Source organism: Agrobacterium sp. 22-221-1 (assembly GCF_053522445.1).
Genome location: NZ_JBNWCL010000028.1, coordinates 42,647 through 58,253, shown reverse-complemented (window position 1 = coordinate 58,253; position 15,607 = coordinate 42,647). Strand labels below are relative to the sequence as shown.

At 59.2% G+C, this 15,607-nt stretch carries 17 protein-coding genes and 2 tRNA genes; 11 read left to right on the top strand and 8 right to left on the bottom strand.

Annotated features, from left to right (window positions below; genetic code table 11):
- The coding region (locus ACQZ5N_RS25495) for a hypothetical protein (RefSeq protein ID WP_448734464.1) at positions 1-205 on the top strand (205 nt) is incomplete at its 5' end.
- Positions 206-500: 295 nt separating this feature from the next.
- On the opposite strand, the gene ACQZ5N_RS25490 is transcribed toward ACQZ5N_RS25495, so the two are convergent.
- The gene (locus ACQZ5N_RS25490) at positions 501-1,283 is read right to left on the bottom strand and encodes a hypothetical protein (RefSeq protein WP_448734463.1); all 783 of its coding nucleotides are present in this window, start codon (positions 1,281-1,283) and stop codon (positions 501-503) included.
- Between the two features lie 171 nt (positions 1,284-1,454).
- On the opposite strand from ACQZ5N_RS25490, the gene ACQZ5N_RS25485 reads away from it, so the two are divergent.
- Positions 1,455-2,093, top strand: coding sequence for a MucR family transcriptional regulator (locus ACQZ5N_RS25485; RefSeq protein WP_448734462.1), 639 nt, complete (start codon positions 1,455-1,457; stop codon positions 2,091-2,093).
- A 98-nt stretch (positions 2,094-2,191) separates the two neighbouring features.
- Positions 2,192-2,812, top strand: coding sequence for a hypothetical protein (locus ACQZ5N_RS25480; RefSeq protein ID WP_448734461.1), 621 nt, complete (start codon positions 2,192-2,194; stop codon positions 2,810-2,812).
- Positions 2,813-2,960: 148 nt separating this feature from the next.
- Here ACQZ5N_RS25480 and ACQZ5N_RS25475 read toward each other — a convergent pair whose 3' ends face one another.
- From ACQZ5N_RS25475 to ACQZ5N_RS25465, 3 genes are all read right to left on the bottom strand, one after another.
- Positions 2,961-3,281, bottom strand: a complete 321-nt coding sequence (locus ACQZ5N_RS25475) for a hypothetical protein (protein WP_448734460.1) — start codon at positions 3,279-3,281, stop codon at positions 2,961-2,963.
- 427 nt (positions 3,282-3,708) lie between these two features.
- Positions 3,709-4,575, bottom strand: coding sequence for a hypothetical protein (locus tag ACQZ5N_RS25470; RefSeq protein WP_448734459.1), 867 nt, complete (start codon positions 4,573-4,575; stop codon positions 3,709-3,711).
- Entirely contained in the window at positions 4,572-5,741 is a 1,170-nt protein-coding gene (locus ACQZ5N_RS25465) for a DNA cytosine methyltransferase (protein WP_448734458.1), read from the bottom strand. Before ACQZ5N_RS25465 ends, ACQZ5N_RS25470 begins: the two co-directional genes overlap by 4 nt.
- A gap of 367 nt (positions 5,742-6,108) precedes the next feature.
- Here ACQZ5N_RS25465 and ACQZ5N_RS25460 point away from each other — a divergent pair, with 367 nt between their 5' ends.
- On the top strand, positions 6,109-6,279 hold the full coding sequence (locus ACQZ5N_RS25460) for a hypothetical protein (RefSeq protein ID WP_448734457.1): 171 nt from the start codon (positions 6,109-6,111) through the stop codon (positions 6,277-6,279).
- Positions 6,280-6,566: 287 nt separating this feature from the next.
- Here the strand turns inward: ACQZ5N_RS25460 and ACQZ5N_RS25455 are convergent, their stop codons facing one another.
- A complete protein-coding gene (locus tag ACQZ5N_RS25455; RefSeq protein WP_448734456.1) occupies positions 6,567-6,803 on the bottom strand; it encodes a hypothetical protein in 237 nt (78 codons plus the stop codon).
- Positions 6,804-7,114: 311 nt separating this feature from the next.
- Positions 7,115-7,191 (bottom strand) — tRNA-Pro (locus ACQZ5N_RS25450).
- Positions 7,192-7,455: 264 nt separating this feature from the next.
- Between ACQZ5N_RS25450 and ACQZ5N_RS25445 the strand changes: the two genes are divergently transcribed.
- The 4 genes from ACQZ5N_RS25445 to ACQZ5N_RS25430 all read left to right on the top strand — a co-directional run bounded on the left by ACQZ5N_RS25445 (position 7,456) and on the right by ACQZ5N_RS25430 (position 10,767).
- Positions 7,456-7,878, top strand: coding sequence for a hypothetical protein (locus tag ACQZ5N_RS25445; RefSeq protein ID WP_003520473.1), 423 nt, complete (start codon positions 7,456-7,458; stop codon positions 7,876-7,878).
- Positions 7,879-8,266: 388 nt separating this feature from the next.
- Positions 8,267-10,000, top strand: a complete 1,734-nt coding sequence (gene mqo / locus ACQZ5N_RS25440; protein WP_448734455.1) for a malate dehydrogenase (quinone) — start codon at positions 8,267-8,269, stop codon at positions 9,998-10,000.
- A gap of 184 nt (positions 10,001-10,184) precedes the next feature.
- Positions 10,185-10,466, top strand: a complete 282-nt coding sequence (locus tag ACQZ5N_RS25435) for a ribbon-helix-helix domain-containing protein (RefSeq protein ID WP_262534918.1) — start codon at positions 10,185-10,187, stop codon at positions 10,464-10,466.
- The gene (locus ACQZ5N_RS25430; RefSeq protein ID WP_448734454.1) at positions 10,456-10,767 is read left to right on the top strand and encodes a type II toxin-antitoxin system RelE/ParE family toxin; all 312 of its coding nucleotides are present in this window, start codon (positions 10,456-10,458) and stop codon (positions 10,765-10,767) included. Before ACQZ5N_RS25435 ends, ACQZ5N_RS25430 begins: the two co-directional genes overlap by 11 nt.
- Before the next feature lie 12 nt (positions 10,768-10,779).
- Here ACQZ5N_RS25430 and ACQZ5N_RS25425 read toward each other — a convergent pair.
- Positions 10,780-10,854 (bottom strand) — tRNA-Gln (locus ACQZ5N_RS25425).
- A gap of 202 nt (positions 10,855-11,056) precedes the next feature.
- On the opposite strand from ACQZ5N_RS25425, the gene ACQZ5N_RS25420 reads away from it, so the two are divergent.
- On the top strand, positions 11,057-11,965 hold the full coding sequence (locus ACQZ5N_RS25420) for an MBL fold metallo-hydrolase (protein ID WP_448734453.1): 909 nt from the start codon (positions 11,057-11,059) through the stop codon (positions 11,963-11,965).
- Between the two features lie 263 nt (positions 11,966-12,228).
- On the opposite strand, the gene ACQZ5N_RS25415 is transcribed toward ACQZ5N_RS25420, so the two are convergent.
- Positions 12,229-13,149 (bottom strand): DUF1499 domain-containing protein, encoded by a 921-nt coding sequence (locus ACQZ5N_RS25415; protein WP_448734452.1) that lies wholly within the window; start codon positions 13,147-13,149, stop codon positions 12,229-12,231.
- Between the two features lie 519 nt (positions 13,150-13,668).
- Here ACQZ5N_RS25415 and ACQZ5N_RS25410 point away from each other — a divergent pair.
- Positions 13,669-15,033: a dicarboxylate/amino acid:cation symporter gene (locus ACQZ5N_RS25410; RefSeq protein ID WP_196379546.1), complete on the top strand. Its 1,365-nt coding sequence runs from the start codon at positions 13,669-13,671 to the stop codon at positions 15,031-15,033.
- A 151-nt stretch (positions 15,034-15,184) separates the two neighbouring features.
- Positions 15,185-15,583, top strand: a complete 399-nt coding sequence (locus ACQZ5N_RS25405; RefSeq protein WP_003520482.1) for a hypothetical protein — start codon at positions 15,185-15,187, stop codon at positions 15,581-15,583.
- Positions 15,584-15,607: the final 24 nt, after the last annotated feature.

The window sequence follows — 15,607 nt, the reverse complement described above, 5'->3', positions numbered from 1 at the left end:
AGCCCTCGCTGAAAACATGCGAGGGAAGGTTGGAACATGGGTCAATTCTCAATGGAAATATCACGCCACGCCGGGTCAGTTCTCAGTGGCAATCAACACTAAGGAAGATGCATATGAAAAGCTCGAGAAACTCATTGCCGAAGATGCTGGCAGCGATGGCGCTGTGTGGACTGATGGTGATCTCCGCTGGCTGTCAGACCACTGAGAAGCGTCTCGAGGCTGCAGCAGAGACGGTAGGCAGGATCTCCGCTGGGGTTGCGCTGCCCGCCCTCCCTGACGATTGCCGCCAGCATATGGGGCGCGTCGTTCCCAAGGCTGGCGAAAAGGTCCGGTGGACGCAGAAGCGTTGGGAATACAGCGCTGATGCCATTGACCGCCAAATCGATGAATGCGCGGCGTTCTACGACGGTCAGCGGTCTCGCCTGCAGTCGAAATAGCTTCGAGCTCTACATGATCATCTCGTAACCGGGTGGTGGCCTTGATCGGCTGCCACCCGGTTTTCATTTCTGGAGAGCGCTCCGAATGATGTTGTCATCGGTGATCTTCATGCCCTGAGCGGCTAGCCAGGCCACCAAAGGAGCAGATGCGTCGCTATCGCCCCGTTTGTTGGCCTCGGCAGCCAGTACGACACATTTCCGGATCGCCTGCAGATCCTTTAGCAGTGGTGGGAGAAGCTTGTCCTTGTCCACGGGCAGCCCCATTGCCATCATTCCAGCAATCTGTTCCCGGGCAATGATGTCGAATACCCGCTTCTCGGTGTCTTTGTACTCAATCCCTGTGACATAGAGCTGATAATCAGTCGTCTGCCTTATCCCCACCAAGCCAAGGGAGAAAAGAAGAGAGCGATCGCGGATAAACGATTCCAGACCTGCGACGACTGGGGAAGCCCCACCGTCTTCTCCCACGAAGCGCAACTCTTGAGGCTGCGAAGCAAGGATATTCTGCGCGATTATCTTCGCGCGCTCCTCAACTTCTATCGCCAGCACCTCAGCGTTATCGCGCAGCTTCTGGTGCATCACCTCAAGCTCTTGCGGAGTAGGACGATTAACTGCAGGCTTCTTTTCCTGCAGCGGCGGTGGCGGAGCAGTACCGACTGGCCCAAGTCCAAGGATTACGAGAGCAAGCGCCACCACGAGGGCCAGAACCCAACCGTAGCCGTCGAACCCTTCCTCACTGATCTGCACATAGAGAACAATTAGGATAACCGCGGCGGCGGCGAGAGCCGCGTAGCGTTGGTGCTTTGATAGATTAATCTTCAAATCCGCCCCCAGAAGTTGCTGCAAACTTATCCAGCGACAACCCGGGCATCAAGGCGGTGTACGAAAAAGAAAACCTCCCCGAAGGGAGGTTACTCCGGCCGCAAAGGCGACCTCATGGGCCATGCCCGGATCAAATATTTGCTTCTTGATCCGCCGGCGCAAACAATTCTTCCGGGAACATTAAGGGAGGACATCATGATTTCCATCGACGTGAATTCGCTGAACGATCTGGCAGAGGTCGAAAAGGCCATCGAAAAGCTTAGCTTTGTCAGGGATGCGCTCAAGACGGCCGCTGCGGCTCGCACCGCCGACCTGATTGAACAGTTAAAGCGCGACATCGCCACTGGGGCGGGTCTGACTTACGCCGAGGCATACAGCGACTGGCTTACCATTTCGGGGTGTGAGCTAGTAGAGTTGAACGAGCGAGACAGAGGCAAGGTAGCGCCCTTCATGGATCCTCAGGAGGCCATCCAGGACGACGGCATCGTCTGCCTGATAGACGGGAAAAAGCGGAAGTTTCTCGCCCGTTACGTCCGACAAGTCCACGGCCTGGAGTGGAATGAATATCGCGATCTGTTTGATTTGCCGCACGACTATCCGCAGACTTCCGGCGATCTGATCGCCCAGCGCCGGAGTGCCGCCATTGATCGTGGTTTCGGCAAGCGTGATCGCACGCAGCAGCCAGAGGATCAGGTTCGGGTAACGGTGCCCTCGAGGCGCTCGTTCTGGTCGCGAAAGGCACCACAGGTCAACGTGAACATCGACATCAATGGGAGCCGCGTATCGGCCGTTACCGATCGTGAAAGTGCGAAGAGCCTGCGAAGCTTTCTCTGAAGGAGTAGGAGACAGCGGCCCGGTCGTTGATCGGCCGGCCGTTTTGTCCATTGCGCACCAGCCGCACATCATCCTCCCAGAACAAATCGGAGGACGACATGAAGAAGACCAAGCAGTTCCAATGGTGGAATCCAATCTCGTGGATCGATGCAGTCCTGCATCTCCTCGGTGCCGTGCTTAACAGCATCTTCCGGTTTTTCGGAATGGTTCCACCACCGCGCACTGACGGCCACGAGAACCTGCAGATGGAAGACATCGTCGACGCGGAGAAAGAGGCCAGGAGAGCGCTGGATGCCATCGACACCATCGCTGCCGACATGACACCCGCTCATATCGTCCATGCCTACTGCACGGCCTCCGAGGAGGCACGGAAGATGATGGATCTCGGCAAGCTTACTAGCGAGCAGCAGGACTGGCTTCTGCGTTTGTCAGATGCCGATCTGGTCATGCTGGGCCAATCAGGTGAAGCCGCATGTAAACAGAGCCTCGAAGCCGGGAAGCTGTTGCTCAATCGGGCGAAACTCCGTCCTGCGGAAACTGAAGCGGCTCCGCAGGTTCTCAGGATCCCGGGAGCCGCTACGATCGTCGAGGAAATGTCGGAAGACGAGAAGAGGGAATACCTTCGCGAGTCCATCGCGGCCCGCCACGCAGAGCTTTTCATGTCCTCAGGCGCGGCCAACCCGAATCCGAAGTTCGTTCCCCGTGCCACCCTGCATTGAGACCCCGGCATCGCCTCGAACCTTGAAGCTGCCCTTAGCGGGGCGGCTTTGCATTTCGTAGATCCGGATCGCGTCCCACAACTCCGGGATCTCATTCAGGATGTGGCCCCAGCGTTCGGCCATAGCCTTATCCGACATATCCATGATTTCACCCAGCGTTCCGCATGCGGTCGATATGCGCCTGACGCTGCTCAAGAGCGACGTGCAAGCGCCGGACTTCAGCCTCCAGGCTCGCGACATGGCGAACTGCACGAATGGCGACACGGCCCAACTCATCCGCCCGTCCGCGGGCTTCGTTCAACTCGCAAGCATACTTGTAGGCCGCGCGCCGCTCTTTGCGGCGTTCGGCAGCCTGTTTGCCAGCGGCAGCAGCCTCCGCGAAAGTCGTCGCGATGACACTGGTCAGCAGACCGAGTTCGAGAACCGCTCGGCCAGCAGGGTCTTTGGAATCGAAGATCGTCATGCTCATGTGCGGAACTCCTGTGTCAACAATTCGCAGAGCAATCGATCGCATCTGAGAATCGCCGTCAACAGGAGGACCATGCCAAGGTTAACGGAGGGCTCCGTTACGCAACTTGTTTGAGATGAGTCTCGACGCATTGGGGGCAGATACGGTTTCCAATGTGCGAGGAGCCGAATGTCCTACCGCACGGAAGGCACTTACGCAGCGCGTAACCGATTTGCTTCCCACCTTTGGCATAGTGTGAGTGAAGACCGAGGCGATTCATCCGCGAGTAGATCGCTTTCAGCGAATGATCGCCGACGTGAATCTGACTAGGCGACAGTCCGTCAGCCAGAGCTGTCTTGAGGAACTCATCTTCTTCATCCGTCCATTGCGCCACGTCATCATTCTCCAGTTCAGAAGAATGATTTGCCGCCGGCGCGACGGATGCAAGCTATGTGCGCTTGATGGGGGAGGGCCCAGACTGCTTGGCGATGATGCCGTCGCGGGTAATCGTCGTTGTCCGAACGGTTTCCACGCCTTGATATTCGACCGCGAAGCCAACCTGATGCAGGTGTTGGTCATTGCCGCCGAAGCAGGTGTGGAAGGCCTTCAGCAGACCGACCTGATCGATCGTCTGAGGCACTGGCGACGGGTTGTTTCTGGGCGCAGGAATCGTTGCCGGGAAGAGGTAGATGCAGGGCGGCGGTAGCTCATAAGGACCGATGACCGTTACAGGCGCGCCCCCAACGGCCACCTTGGGACAGGGGCGACCAATCGTCCCGCAAGCCCAGTCCCATATCATCAAACCATCCACCACCTGGCTGCGCGAGATGATCTCTGCAGAGAGACGGGTGTGGATGCCTGACCACGCATTATGCGCCGGGTCAGCACCCGGGTTCGAACAGATCGACCAGATTATGAACTCGTTGACGTGCGGCGGGCGCTCGAAAATATTGGTATTATTGCCGTCCAGGCAGCCTTTGAGTTCTATTGCGGACTTGGTGCCGTCCAGCAGCTCCACCACGTAGTCATGGCGGTTGCTCTCACCTGCGGAGTGCCATTCCTTGATCGCGTTCTGATCCTGCATATAGTTCAGGACGTGGCGGACGAATTCGCGCTTGTCGGACATCGAAGCGATGAACTGCCCCCGGATGCGTTCAACCGCGCCGCGGAAAAGGCCCGAATTGTAGAATTCGTTCTCATCAAGACCGTGATCGCCCAGCTTGTGGGCTTCGGTCTTGAGGACTTCGGCGAAAGTCTCGATCCTCTTACGCAGTTCGGCGTTTGCAATGCATGGTATCGGCGAGTCGGCAGTCATGCCACATGTATCTCATCGGTTGATTCGTCCGAGGAGATTACACCCGCGAGGGGCTCCAGCAAATGCTGCGCGAGGAACCGAACGACTGGCACGGCAACGCCATCGCCCATCAAGTGATAGGCCTCATTGTAGGCCTTCGGTAGCTTGTATGTGTCCGGCAGTCCCATGAGCCGAGCAGTCTCCCGTGCGGAAATCAGGCGGCTGCGCACAACGTTGCCGTCGACGACGATGATGGTTTGACGCGAGGAGCCGCCTGCAGGCGTACGAAGGCAGCCAGCAACATCGTCAAAACGAACTTCGGCGCGCACACCGCGGCCCTCTGCGTCTTGACGTGTACGCTTGTAGATGCCGCCAACCATACGGCGGCCTGCACGCTTGGCGGCCTCGACCTTGGCGCGGTTGACCGGAGACATGGAATCAAGAAGCTTTGCCGTCTCGGCCTGCGTGTGCCATTCAACAGAAGCCGGGTTCTCTTCGATGATGTCGGCGAACGTGCTGGTGCGCATCGCGGGCATCGACAGATTCCACCAAACCCAGTTCTTCAACGCAGATGCAGGAACACGATCAACGGCTGCGCGCAGTCCGCGGGTGTGGAACGGCATCGTCGGACCCGGAGCGATGAGCGCGGCATCGATCTCGATATCTTCGCGGACACCGACAACAAACAACCTCGGCCGCGACTGAGGAACGAAGACGGCGGCATCGATGACAAGCGCACCGTAGCGGTAACCGTGTTTGGTGAAGGTCTCACAGATGGCGGCGAAGTCTTTTCCAGCGTGTGAGGTCAGTGTGCCGTTGACGTTCTCAAGCGCGATCACGCGGGGCGCGCGTCCGTCTTCCTTGAGATCAGCAATGATGTCCCAGAACGGATAGAAGGTGCCGCTGCGCTCGCCTTTGAGACCCGCACCGCCCCCAGCAAGCGACAGGTCCTGACACGGGAACGAACCCCAGACGAGATCGGCCACACCCGGCAGGCTTTCGATTTTGACCTTGCGGATATCGTCGACGAGCAGCTCACCACCAAGGCCCCAGTTGAGCTGATAGGTCATGCCCTTCTTGCGGTCGAAGTCATTTGCAAACACGCATTCCCAGCCCTTGCCGAGGCCAGCGCGTGCCATGCCAGCACCCGCGAAGAACTCGTAAAAGGTAGGGTTCGGTTTGGACATCATACTCTCCGATTCTCGCTCGCAGGATATCAACTGGCATCCCACGATAGAACTTCAATAGTTTACGTTTTGTTCTCTTTCCAGAACTTTATTCATTCTGGTTGTGATACCGGCCGCAGGATATCGTCATGACACTCCCCTGCCCTTGCCCGAGGCTTGTCTATCCTCCCGCCGCAGCCTGGTAGATCCTGAGCGCGGCACCGATGATGGTAGCGCACATGACCAGGACGATGAGGCCGATGATGAGATAGTCGCCCAGGCTCCTCTTCATACGGCGACCGTAGCCGGTCGCGATTCCTGCGTCGAGGACCTTGTTTCGATAATCGCCGGCGGCGACCATCCTAAAACACAAGACAGGGAGAGTGAGATGCCAAAACGCCCAGAAAAACGCCCGCTGACGACGGTCATCAAGACGGTTAAACTGCAGCCTGAGACAACGCGCGAAGACGAGGGTGGCGAAGACACCTGGCTTCGAGACGCGCAAGAACAAGCTGCATACGACATGTCCACCGCTTTCTGCCGCGTCCGCTATGACTGACTGCCCGTTATCGCGGAAGTTTGCGAAGCGATAACTTGTGACCGTGCCGCGTGTGGCAGGCGGTGCAGTAGAGTCTGTGCTGCACATCATCGAGCTGAGCGTCGTAGCCGAGCACCCGGCGGACATCCCGACGCTCCACCTGGCCGTACCGACGACATCGCTGACACCAACCGAGAAGGACGTACCATTCCGGCAACTGGTCCAACCTCGGGTATGACGGTGGACCAGCAGAATGGACGGTCTGCGGCGCAGCGAGCAAATCTACTCCCCGCCGATGCTTCACCGCTTCAGCTCAGTCGTTCGTACTGAGGCCGCCATCCACGGGAGATGCCGCGGCTCATCAGGTTGCTGGCAATGTAGAGCTGGTCGCGAAGAAAATCGGCATCTTCAAGAAGGCTGCGGATTGCAGCAAGTGCGTCACCACCGTGCGCCGAGAGAACCGACTCAGCCAGATCAACCTCTTCCTCTGCTACGGGTTCGACCGGATCATCATTGAGGATATCGAGTGCGAGCTGCTCAGACATAGGTGACCTCCGTAGGAGCAAATTCCGTTGACTGCGGATAATGTTCCTATTTTGTTCTCATCAGGGAGTCAAGAAGGTGCCACGAGTCTAGCTCAGGTGTACGGGCCGGAGAAACAGTAAGCGGATGCTCACAGGAGCAGAGAAGCACAACTTAAGATTTTATCGCTTCAAGACTCACGATCGTCGCCTGAAATTGCTTCGACAACATTCGACCGGAAGGAAAACTCGATGTTGTCGATGATGTTGTCGGAGGAAGCTCGAAGTGCCGACACCCAGAAACGAAAAAACCCCGCAAATGCGGGGTTTTCGACTGGTCGGAGTGGAGTGATTCGAACACTCGACCCCCACGTCCCGAACGTGGTGCGCTACCAGACTGCGCTACACTCCGTGACCAGCGGCGCTTCTATAGACCAGCCTCCGGCATTCGACAAGCGGCTTATTGCATTTTTTGTGACAAGTTTTTCCCATCTGTTGAAACAACCCTGCCAGGAGCCTGTGGCACCGGCTGGAAGGCCTCAAAACGTTACAAAAAAGCAATTGTGGCAGGAAATTTTCATCGAGCCGCACACCTCCCCTGCCCGCCGTCTCCAAATCTGCTAGGGGAACGGAATGACCGGCGGGAAGCCGGACTCGGCACAAAGGACATTTCACCATGCTATCTCGCAGCGTAACGCTTGCAGCGTTTGCCATTGCGCTCTCGGCCTGCACCACTTCCACGGGCGGCTCCACTCCCTCTTTCACCCAGAAGAGCCCCGTTGAGACCCGCTGGGTCGGCCAGTCCGCAGGTATTTTCTTCGCAAAATTCGGCCCGCCGCTGAGCGATACGGAAACCGGCAGCTCCACCGTCTATAACTGGCGCGGCGGCTACAGGAAGGCCACCATTCCGGCTAGGTTCGAAGAAGGCAAGGATGGCAAGAAGGGTCGCCAGATCTCGCCCGCCCGCACCGCCTCGCTCTCCTGCACGGTGCAGCTCGTCGTTTCCAGCGATTACAAGATTACCGCCGTGCGCACGGTTTCCGACCGCCCCGGCATCAACGGCCCGAGCTATTGCGCGGAATTCCTCGCCGCAGACTGATCTTCGGCCACAGGCCAGATGCAGCAAGGCCCGCCCGAACCGGCGGGCCTTTTCACTTTTTCGGGATTATTGTCATTTTTCTGAAAAAATTTTTGCCTATAGCCGCACCCTGCGACCCGTGACGCGCAGGAAACAGCGTCATATCCGCCTTTCCGCGATATCCCGCTCACAGAACCCTTTCAACCGTTTGAAAGCGCCGTCTAATCTTCGCCGTCATAAAAATGACGATCGGCAAAACCGCAAAATTGGCCGTTGCGACCATATGTCCCTGCAAAATCCCTGCAAAACTGCTTGAACTGGAGTGAAAGAGTCCGGGTTGTGCCGGTTTGCGCTTTGCTGTAACGGGGCGAACGGGAGGAATGTTTTTAACACAAAACAAGAATCAGGTATGGCCGTGACTCCCATCGATCAAGACAAATCCCAGCTCACTGATCTTTCCCAGGAAACCTCCCTTTCCAACGCATTTCCCATGAACCGCCGACAGGTTCTGGGCGGCGCGCTCGCCGGAATTGCCGCAGCGGCACTGCCCTCTTCCCCACTTCTCGCCAATACGGCCGCCAAGAAGGTCGACGTGCTTTTGATCGGCGGCGGCATCATGAGCGCGACGCTCGGTGTGTGGCTGCGCGAACTCGAGCCCACCTGGTCGATGCAGATGCTGGAGCGGCTGGATGGCGTGGCGCTTGAAAGCTCGAACGGCTGGAACAATGCCGGCACCGGCCACTCGGCGCTTGCCGAACTCAACTACACGCCGGAAGACGACAACGGCAACATCAAGATCACCCAGGCCGTCAACATCAATGAATCCTTCCAGATTTCCCGGCAGTTCTGGGCCTGGCAGGTGCGCAACGGCGTTTTGAAGAACCCGCGCTCCTTCATCAACCACACGCCGCATATGAGCTTCGTCTGGGGTGATGAGAACGTCGCCTATCTGGAAAAGCGCTATCAGGCGCTCAAAGTCAGCCCGCTTTTCGCCGGCATGGAATATTCCACCGATCCCGAGCAGATCAAGAAGTGGGTGCCGCTGATGATGGAAGGCCGCGATCCTTCCCAGAAGATCGGCGCGACCTGGTCGCCGCTCGGCACCGACATGGAATTCGGCGAAATCACCCGGCAATTCGTATCGCATCTGCAGGGCGACCAGAATTTCGACCTGCAGGTCAATAGCGAGGTTTCCGACATCCAGCGCAATGCCGATGGCAGCTGGCGCGTGACCTATACCAACACCAAGACCGATGCCGAACAGGTGGTGGATGCGAAATTCGTGTTCATCGGCGCCGGCGGCGGCGCGCTGCATCTGCTGCAGATGTCCGGCATTCCGGAAGCGGACGATTATGCCGGCTTCCCGGTGGGCGGCTCGTTCCTCATCAACGAGAACCCCGACGTGACGATGCAGCATCTGGCCAAGGCCTATGGCAAGGCCTCGGTCGGCTCGCCGCCCATGTCGGTGCCGCATCTCGATACCCGCGTGCTGGGCGGCAAGCGTGTCATCCTGTTCGGACCTTTCGCCACCTTCTCCACCAAGTTCCTGAAGGAAGGCTCCTATTTCGATCTCGTCTCCTCCGTGACGACCAGCAATGCCTGGCCGATGGTGCGGGTGGGCATCGATGAATATCCGCTGGTGGAATATCTCGCCGGTCAGCTGATGATGTCGGATGACGACCGTTTTGCCGCGCTGAAGGAATATTTCCCGAATGCCAAGCAGGGCGAATGGCGCCTGTGGCAGGCCGGCCAGCGCGTACAGATCATCAAGCGCGACGAAGAAAAGGGCGGCGTGCTGCGGCTCGGCACCGAAGTCGTCGCCGCCAAGGACGGCAGCATCGCCGGCCTGCTCGGCGCTTCGCCGGGCGCTTCCACGGCCGCCCCGATCATGCTCAGCGTTCTGGAAAAGGTCTTCAAGGACAAGGTGGCCACGCCTGAATGGCAGGCCAAGATCCGCCAGATCGTGCCGAGCTACGGCACGAAGCTCAATGACGACCCGGAAAAGGTGCAGCAGGAATGGGCCTACACCGCCGAACACCTGCAGCTGCCCACCCCGCCGCAGATCGACCTTGAGGCGCTGAAGGGCGCCGGGGCGGCGCCTGCGGGTGCGCCGGTGAAGAAGGTGCCGGATATCGCGCTTTAAGGCTTGGCTGCGATTTAGGATTGAACGCCGCGTGTCTCCGGATGCGCGGCGTTTTTTGTTGGAGATGACTTCTCCACCCGCACCGGCATCCTCCGGTGCATTGCCACCAGGGCGTTGAAAAAATACCTCGCGCCAAAAACCAGTTGGTGGTAATAATTCCTACCAATATCCATGGGGAAATGACATGGCCAACGTTGAAAAGATCAGCGTCTCGATGACGCCCCAGCACGCCGAAATCTTGCGTGACGCCGTGGAAAGCGGTGCTTATGCCAGCAGCAGCGAAGTCATCCGTGAAGCGATGCGAGACTGGTCGGCAAAATGGATTCAGCGACGCGACGACATCGCCAAGCTGCGCGCATTGTGGGCTGAGGGCAAAGCCAGTGGCGGTTCAACCGAAGTGGATTTCGACGAGGCGCTCAATGAAGCGCGTGCAGAACTGGCCTCGTTGAAAAATCGTGACCACTAAGCTTGTCTGGACGCCCCGCGCACGTAGCGATGTGAAGAAAATCTATATCGATATCGGCAAATCACAGCCTCTTGCCGCAGAGCGATATTTCGCTCGGTTCCGCGCCAAAGCGGAGCGCTTGGTCGACCATCCTCACCTCGGCGAGCGCCACCCGGAAATTTTTCCGTCCGCCCGTATGCTCATCGAAGCACCTTATGTCATTCTCTACGAAACCGTGCCGGACACCGATGGCGGCGAAATATATTCCGTGGAAATCGTTCGAGTGATCGATGGTCGCCGGGACCTGCGAACGTTGTTCTGACTTTGGGATAGATGGCTGGGGCGCCAGGATTCGAACCTGGGAATGCCGGTACCAAAAACCGGTGCCTTACCGCTTGGCGACGCCCCAACAGGGCAGCGAAGGCGAAACGCCGCTGCCTGAACCGCGCCTGATTAGCAAAGCCTGCCCGGCCCGGCAATGACCCGGCGACTTATTTTTTCACAAAATTCAAGCTTTTTGAGTGCCGTGGCGAAGTTCGCATGTTAGGGCTTGGCGATGGCGCGGTTGAGGCTGCGGCTCAAGCTGGCATGGCATTTTTCAGGAGGTCTCGATGGCGGACCCGGCATTCGATCTCGATTTTCGGCCGGCCTATGGCGAGGCGGTTCCTGTCGCCCCGCTGATCCAGCGCATCACCGTCAACAATCCTTCCGCCTTCACCTTCCATGGCACCAACTCCTATATTGTCGGCGACCGTTCCGTCGCCGTCATCGATCCCGGCCCGGAGGATGAGGCGCATTTTCAGGCGCTGATGGCGGCGCTGAAGGGCCGCGAGGTCACCCATATCTTCGTCAGCCATACGCACCGCGATCACTCGCCGCTTGCCCGCCGGCTGAAGGAGGCGACCGGGGCGCTGACGGTGGCGGAAGGCCCGCACCGGGCCGCCCGGCCGCTGCATGTGAGGGAGACAAACCCCTTTGCCGAAAGTTCCGATACGGCTTTTCTACCCGACATCGCGCTTGGCGACGGCCAAAGCCTTTCCGGCGATGGGTGGCGGCTTACCGCGCTGCATACGCCGGGACACACCGCCAACCACGCCGCCTTCGCGCTTGATGGCAGCGGCATCGTCTTTTCCGCCGATCATGTCATGGCCTGGGCCACCACCATCGTCGCGCCGCCGGATGGGGCGATGAGCGATTACATGGCCTCGCTGGAACGGCTGCTTACCCGCGACGACCGGCTGTTCCTGCCTGGCCATGGCGGCCCGGTCACCGACCCCGCCGCCTTCATGCGGGGCTTGCGCGCCCACCGCCGTATGCGGGAAAAGGCGGTTCTGAAGCGCATCAAAGATGGCGACCGGCGGATCGCCGATATGGTGAAGGTCATCTATGCCAGCACCGACAAGCGCCTGCATGGGGCGGCGGCCCTTTCCGTTCTGGCGCATATCGAGGACTTGATCGAAAAGGGTGAGGTGCGGACGGATGGTGCGCCGTCGCTGCTGGGGGAATATTTCCCGGCATAGCGGATATTTCTGGCACGCGACATTTCAGGGCGCGTTGTGACCTCGCCCCTCACCCACCCCTTGATTGGATCGAGCGGATGCCACTTGTTTCTTCTCCCCGCCGGGGAGAAGTCCGCGGCAGCGGGATGAGGGGGCGAGGGTAGAGATATTCGGAGAGCTTGCCCCCTCATCCGACCCTTCGGGCCACCTTCTCCCCCTCGGGGAGAAGAAACAGGCGGCACCCGCTCATCCCCATCAAGACGAAGCGTAGCGTCAGCTACACATCAATTGTCGTTCAACCCCTGCATCTCCGCGTCCAGCGCATCGAGATAGGCTTCGGCAATCGCAGCACCCATGCCGAGATCGTGCGGGCCGTAGCGGGAGGCGACGCGGACATCGACGATGGTGGTTTCGGCCTCTTCCTTGAGGCGGATGAGGATATCGAAACGCAGGCCCCAGATGCGCGTGCGGGTTTCGCCCTGCATCAGCACCACGCCGCTACCGTTAAAGAAGGTGGGCAACGGCGCGTCGGTCGGGCGGGCCATGGGCACCGGCACGATGGAGGGCAGATCCTCGACCGGTCCCTCTTCCGCAGGCTGCGTCCTGTCCTGCTCGGGAACGCCGACGGAGGGCGCATCTTCCGCCCCGATCACCCCCTTCGTGTGGGCGATGCGGATATTCTGGGCGGTGGCCATTTTTTTGGCGGCGGCATAGATGCGGTCGATTGCGCCTTCATAACGGCGGCCGGCGAGGCTGGCATAGGCTTCGGCCTGCGCGTCGCGGTCGGCCTTGGTGATAGTCGCGGGCCGCACCAGCCATTGCTGGTTGGCGGCGGGCGTCACCAGCCATTCCGGCACGTCGGTCAGATCGGTGGAGATGTCATAAATCTTCGGCTGCTGCCAATAAAGAAAAGCGCCGTAACCGACCACGCCGAGCGGCAGGGCCGAGAGAAGCAGCGCCGCCAGCGCCGAAAGGCCGCCGCGCGCGCCCTTGGTCCACAGCCGCTGAAGCCCGATCAACGCCAGAAGCACGGCCGCGAGGGCGATGCCGGCAGCGATGACGAGCAGCCCGACAAGATCGGGCGTCGTCAGCGGCCCGAAACGATGAATGCCGGCGGCGATGAGAAACAGCACAAGCGCCGCAAGACCCAGATAGCGGGAAAGATAGGCTGCAACCGAAAAAGGCCGGACGAAACGCACAGTCATGAAAGCGGATATCCGTTAGATCGCATTGGCTAAAAAGCGTTGCACCCGAATTCTGGCAGGGAATCACCTGCATATGATGTCATAGACCGGATTTGCGGCGAGGAAAACAAAGGAGGAGGCGATCCCTACGCTAAAGCATGCGAACTTCTGCGTCATGCCGGTCCCCGGAACAAGCCCGAGGATGATGCGGCATCCAGCCATGCTGCGCCGTGAGGAATGAGTCTTTTGCGATCAAGGACTTGATCGCGCTGGACCCCGGATCAGGTCCGGGGTGACGGAATATCAGGCTATGACACTGCCAAACTGTAGGTTTTAGGACTCTGACGTCGAAGGCGACGAAGGAACGGAATATTTTTCCGCATTGCCTCACCTAAAGAGAATTATTCCCCGACAACACAACAAATACGCACGTTCATCCCTTAATTGCTGAGGAAATCGGCGTATTCTCGGCGACCTCCCTCGAGAATGCGTGTAAAAAGTGCAACATTCTCGTTTTCTTGCACAATAAAGAGACATGTCATGTCACAGGCAACGACGTCCGCCGGCCCCTCCGGGCCTAAACCCTTTTATCGCAATTTCGGCTTTCAGGTTCTGATCGCCATGGTCATTGGTCTGCTGCTCGGGCTCGTTGCGCGCAACATCGGTCCCGATGCCGCCGGCAGCCCCAACTGGTTGTCGGTGACGCTGCAAACAATCGGCAGCATTTTCGTGCAGCTTTTGCGCGCGCTGGTTCCGCCGCTGATCTTCACGGCCATCGTCGCCTCCATCGCCAATCTCAAGAACCTCTCCAATGCGGCGAAGCTCGTCTGGCAGACACTTCTCTGGTTCGCCATCACCGCATTGATCGCCGTCGTCATCGGTATCGTGCTTGGCCTCGTCATTCAGCCCGGCGTCAACACGGCGATTGCCAATACGGCAGCGGCGGCACCCTCTTCCACCGGTTCCTGGCTGGATTTCCTGAAGGGCCTTGTGCCGGCCAACGTCTTCGGCCTCGAAGCGTCTACCAAGCTCAATAATGGCGCGGCCAGCACCTCGTTGAACTTCAACGTGCTGCAACTGCTCGTCGTCTCGATCGCCTTCGGTGTCGCGGCGCTGAAAGCCGGCAAGGCGGCGGAGCCGTTCCTCGCCTTCAACCAGTCGCTGCTCGCCATCGTGCGCAAAATCCTGTGGTGGGTCATTCGCCTCACCCCCATCGGCACCATCGGCCTGCTCGGCCGCGCGGTCGATCAATATGGCTGGACGACGCTGTCGCAGCTCGGCTGGTACGCGGCGGCCGTTTATATCGGTCTCGCACTGGTGCTTTTCGTGGTCTATCCGGCGCTGCTTCTCGCCCATGGCCTGAAGCCATCGCGCTTCTTTGCGGGCGCATGGCCGGCCATCCAGCTCGCCTTCGTGTCGCGCTCGTCCATCGGCACGCTGCCCGTCACCGAAACCGTGACGGAAAAGAGCCTCGGCGTGCCGCGCGAATATGCCGCCTTCTCCGTGCCGCTCGGCGCCACCACCAAGATGGACGGCTGCGCCGCCATCTATCCGGCGATTTCGGCGATCTTCATCGCACAGTTCTTCCAGGTGCCGCTCGGCATCCAGGAATATGTGCTGATCGTCTTCGTCTCCGTGCTCGGTTCCGCCGCAACGGCAGGCCTCACGGGCGCGGTGGTGATGCTGACGCTGACGCTTTCGACGCTCGGCCTGCCGCTGGAAGGTGTGGGCCTGCTGCTCGCCATCGACCCGATCCTCGACATGGGCCGCACGGCGGTCAACGTCGCCGGCCAGGCGCTGGTGCCCACCCTCGTCGCTAAGCGCGAGGGCATTCTTGATGAGGCCGTCTATAACAACGCCAAGGATATCGACGCACTCGACGACCGGGAAGCAGCGCCGGCCTGACAGCGGCAATCGTGGGGCGTTTCCGGTGAAAAGGGAGACGCCCCATGCGGACCATTCCCGTTGTTCCCTGATAGTTTGGGGTTGACGGCAATAATTTCATCGATAGCGATAGCGGCACGGACAATAGCGCAATTTAGAGCGGAAACTGTGCATGGCGAAACGTAACTGGATCTATGTCGGCCTGCTCGCTTTCATCTCCCTCGGGCTTCTGATCGATGCGGCCGTCTGGCCTGCCGGGCCTCCAGCATCCTTTACCGCAAACGATCTGGTGCAGATGATCGGCATCATCACGCTATTTGCCTGGTGGCAGATAGAGGATGCCGAAAAGCGGGACCTCCGGCGCAGCTCCGCCGCCAAAATCACCACCGTTCTGCTCGCACCCATCGGGCTTGCGATTTACCTCTATCAAACCCGCCGGTGGCCCCGCGCCACCCTCGGCCTCTTCGCATTTATCGGCGGCATCGTCCTCATCGCCATCCTCACGGTTCTGCTCGGCGACTGGCTCATTCAACAGGGTTTGTTCCCGCCGTCTTTTCTTCGTGATTCCTGAGCAACGGGAGCATGTCGGATTTTA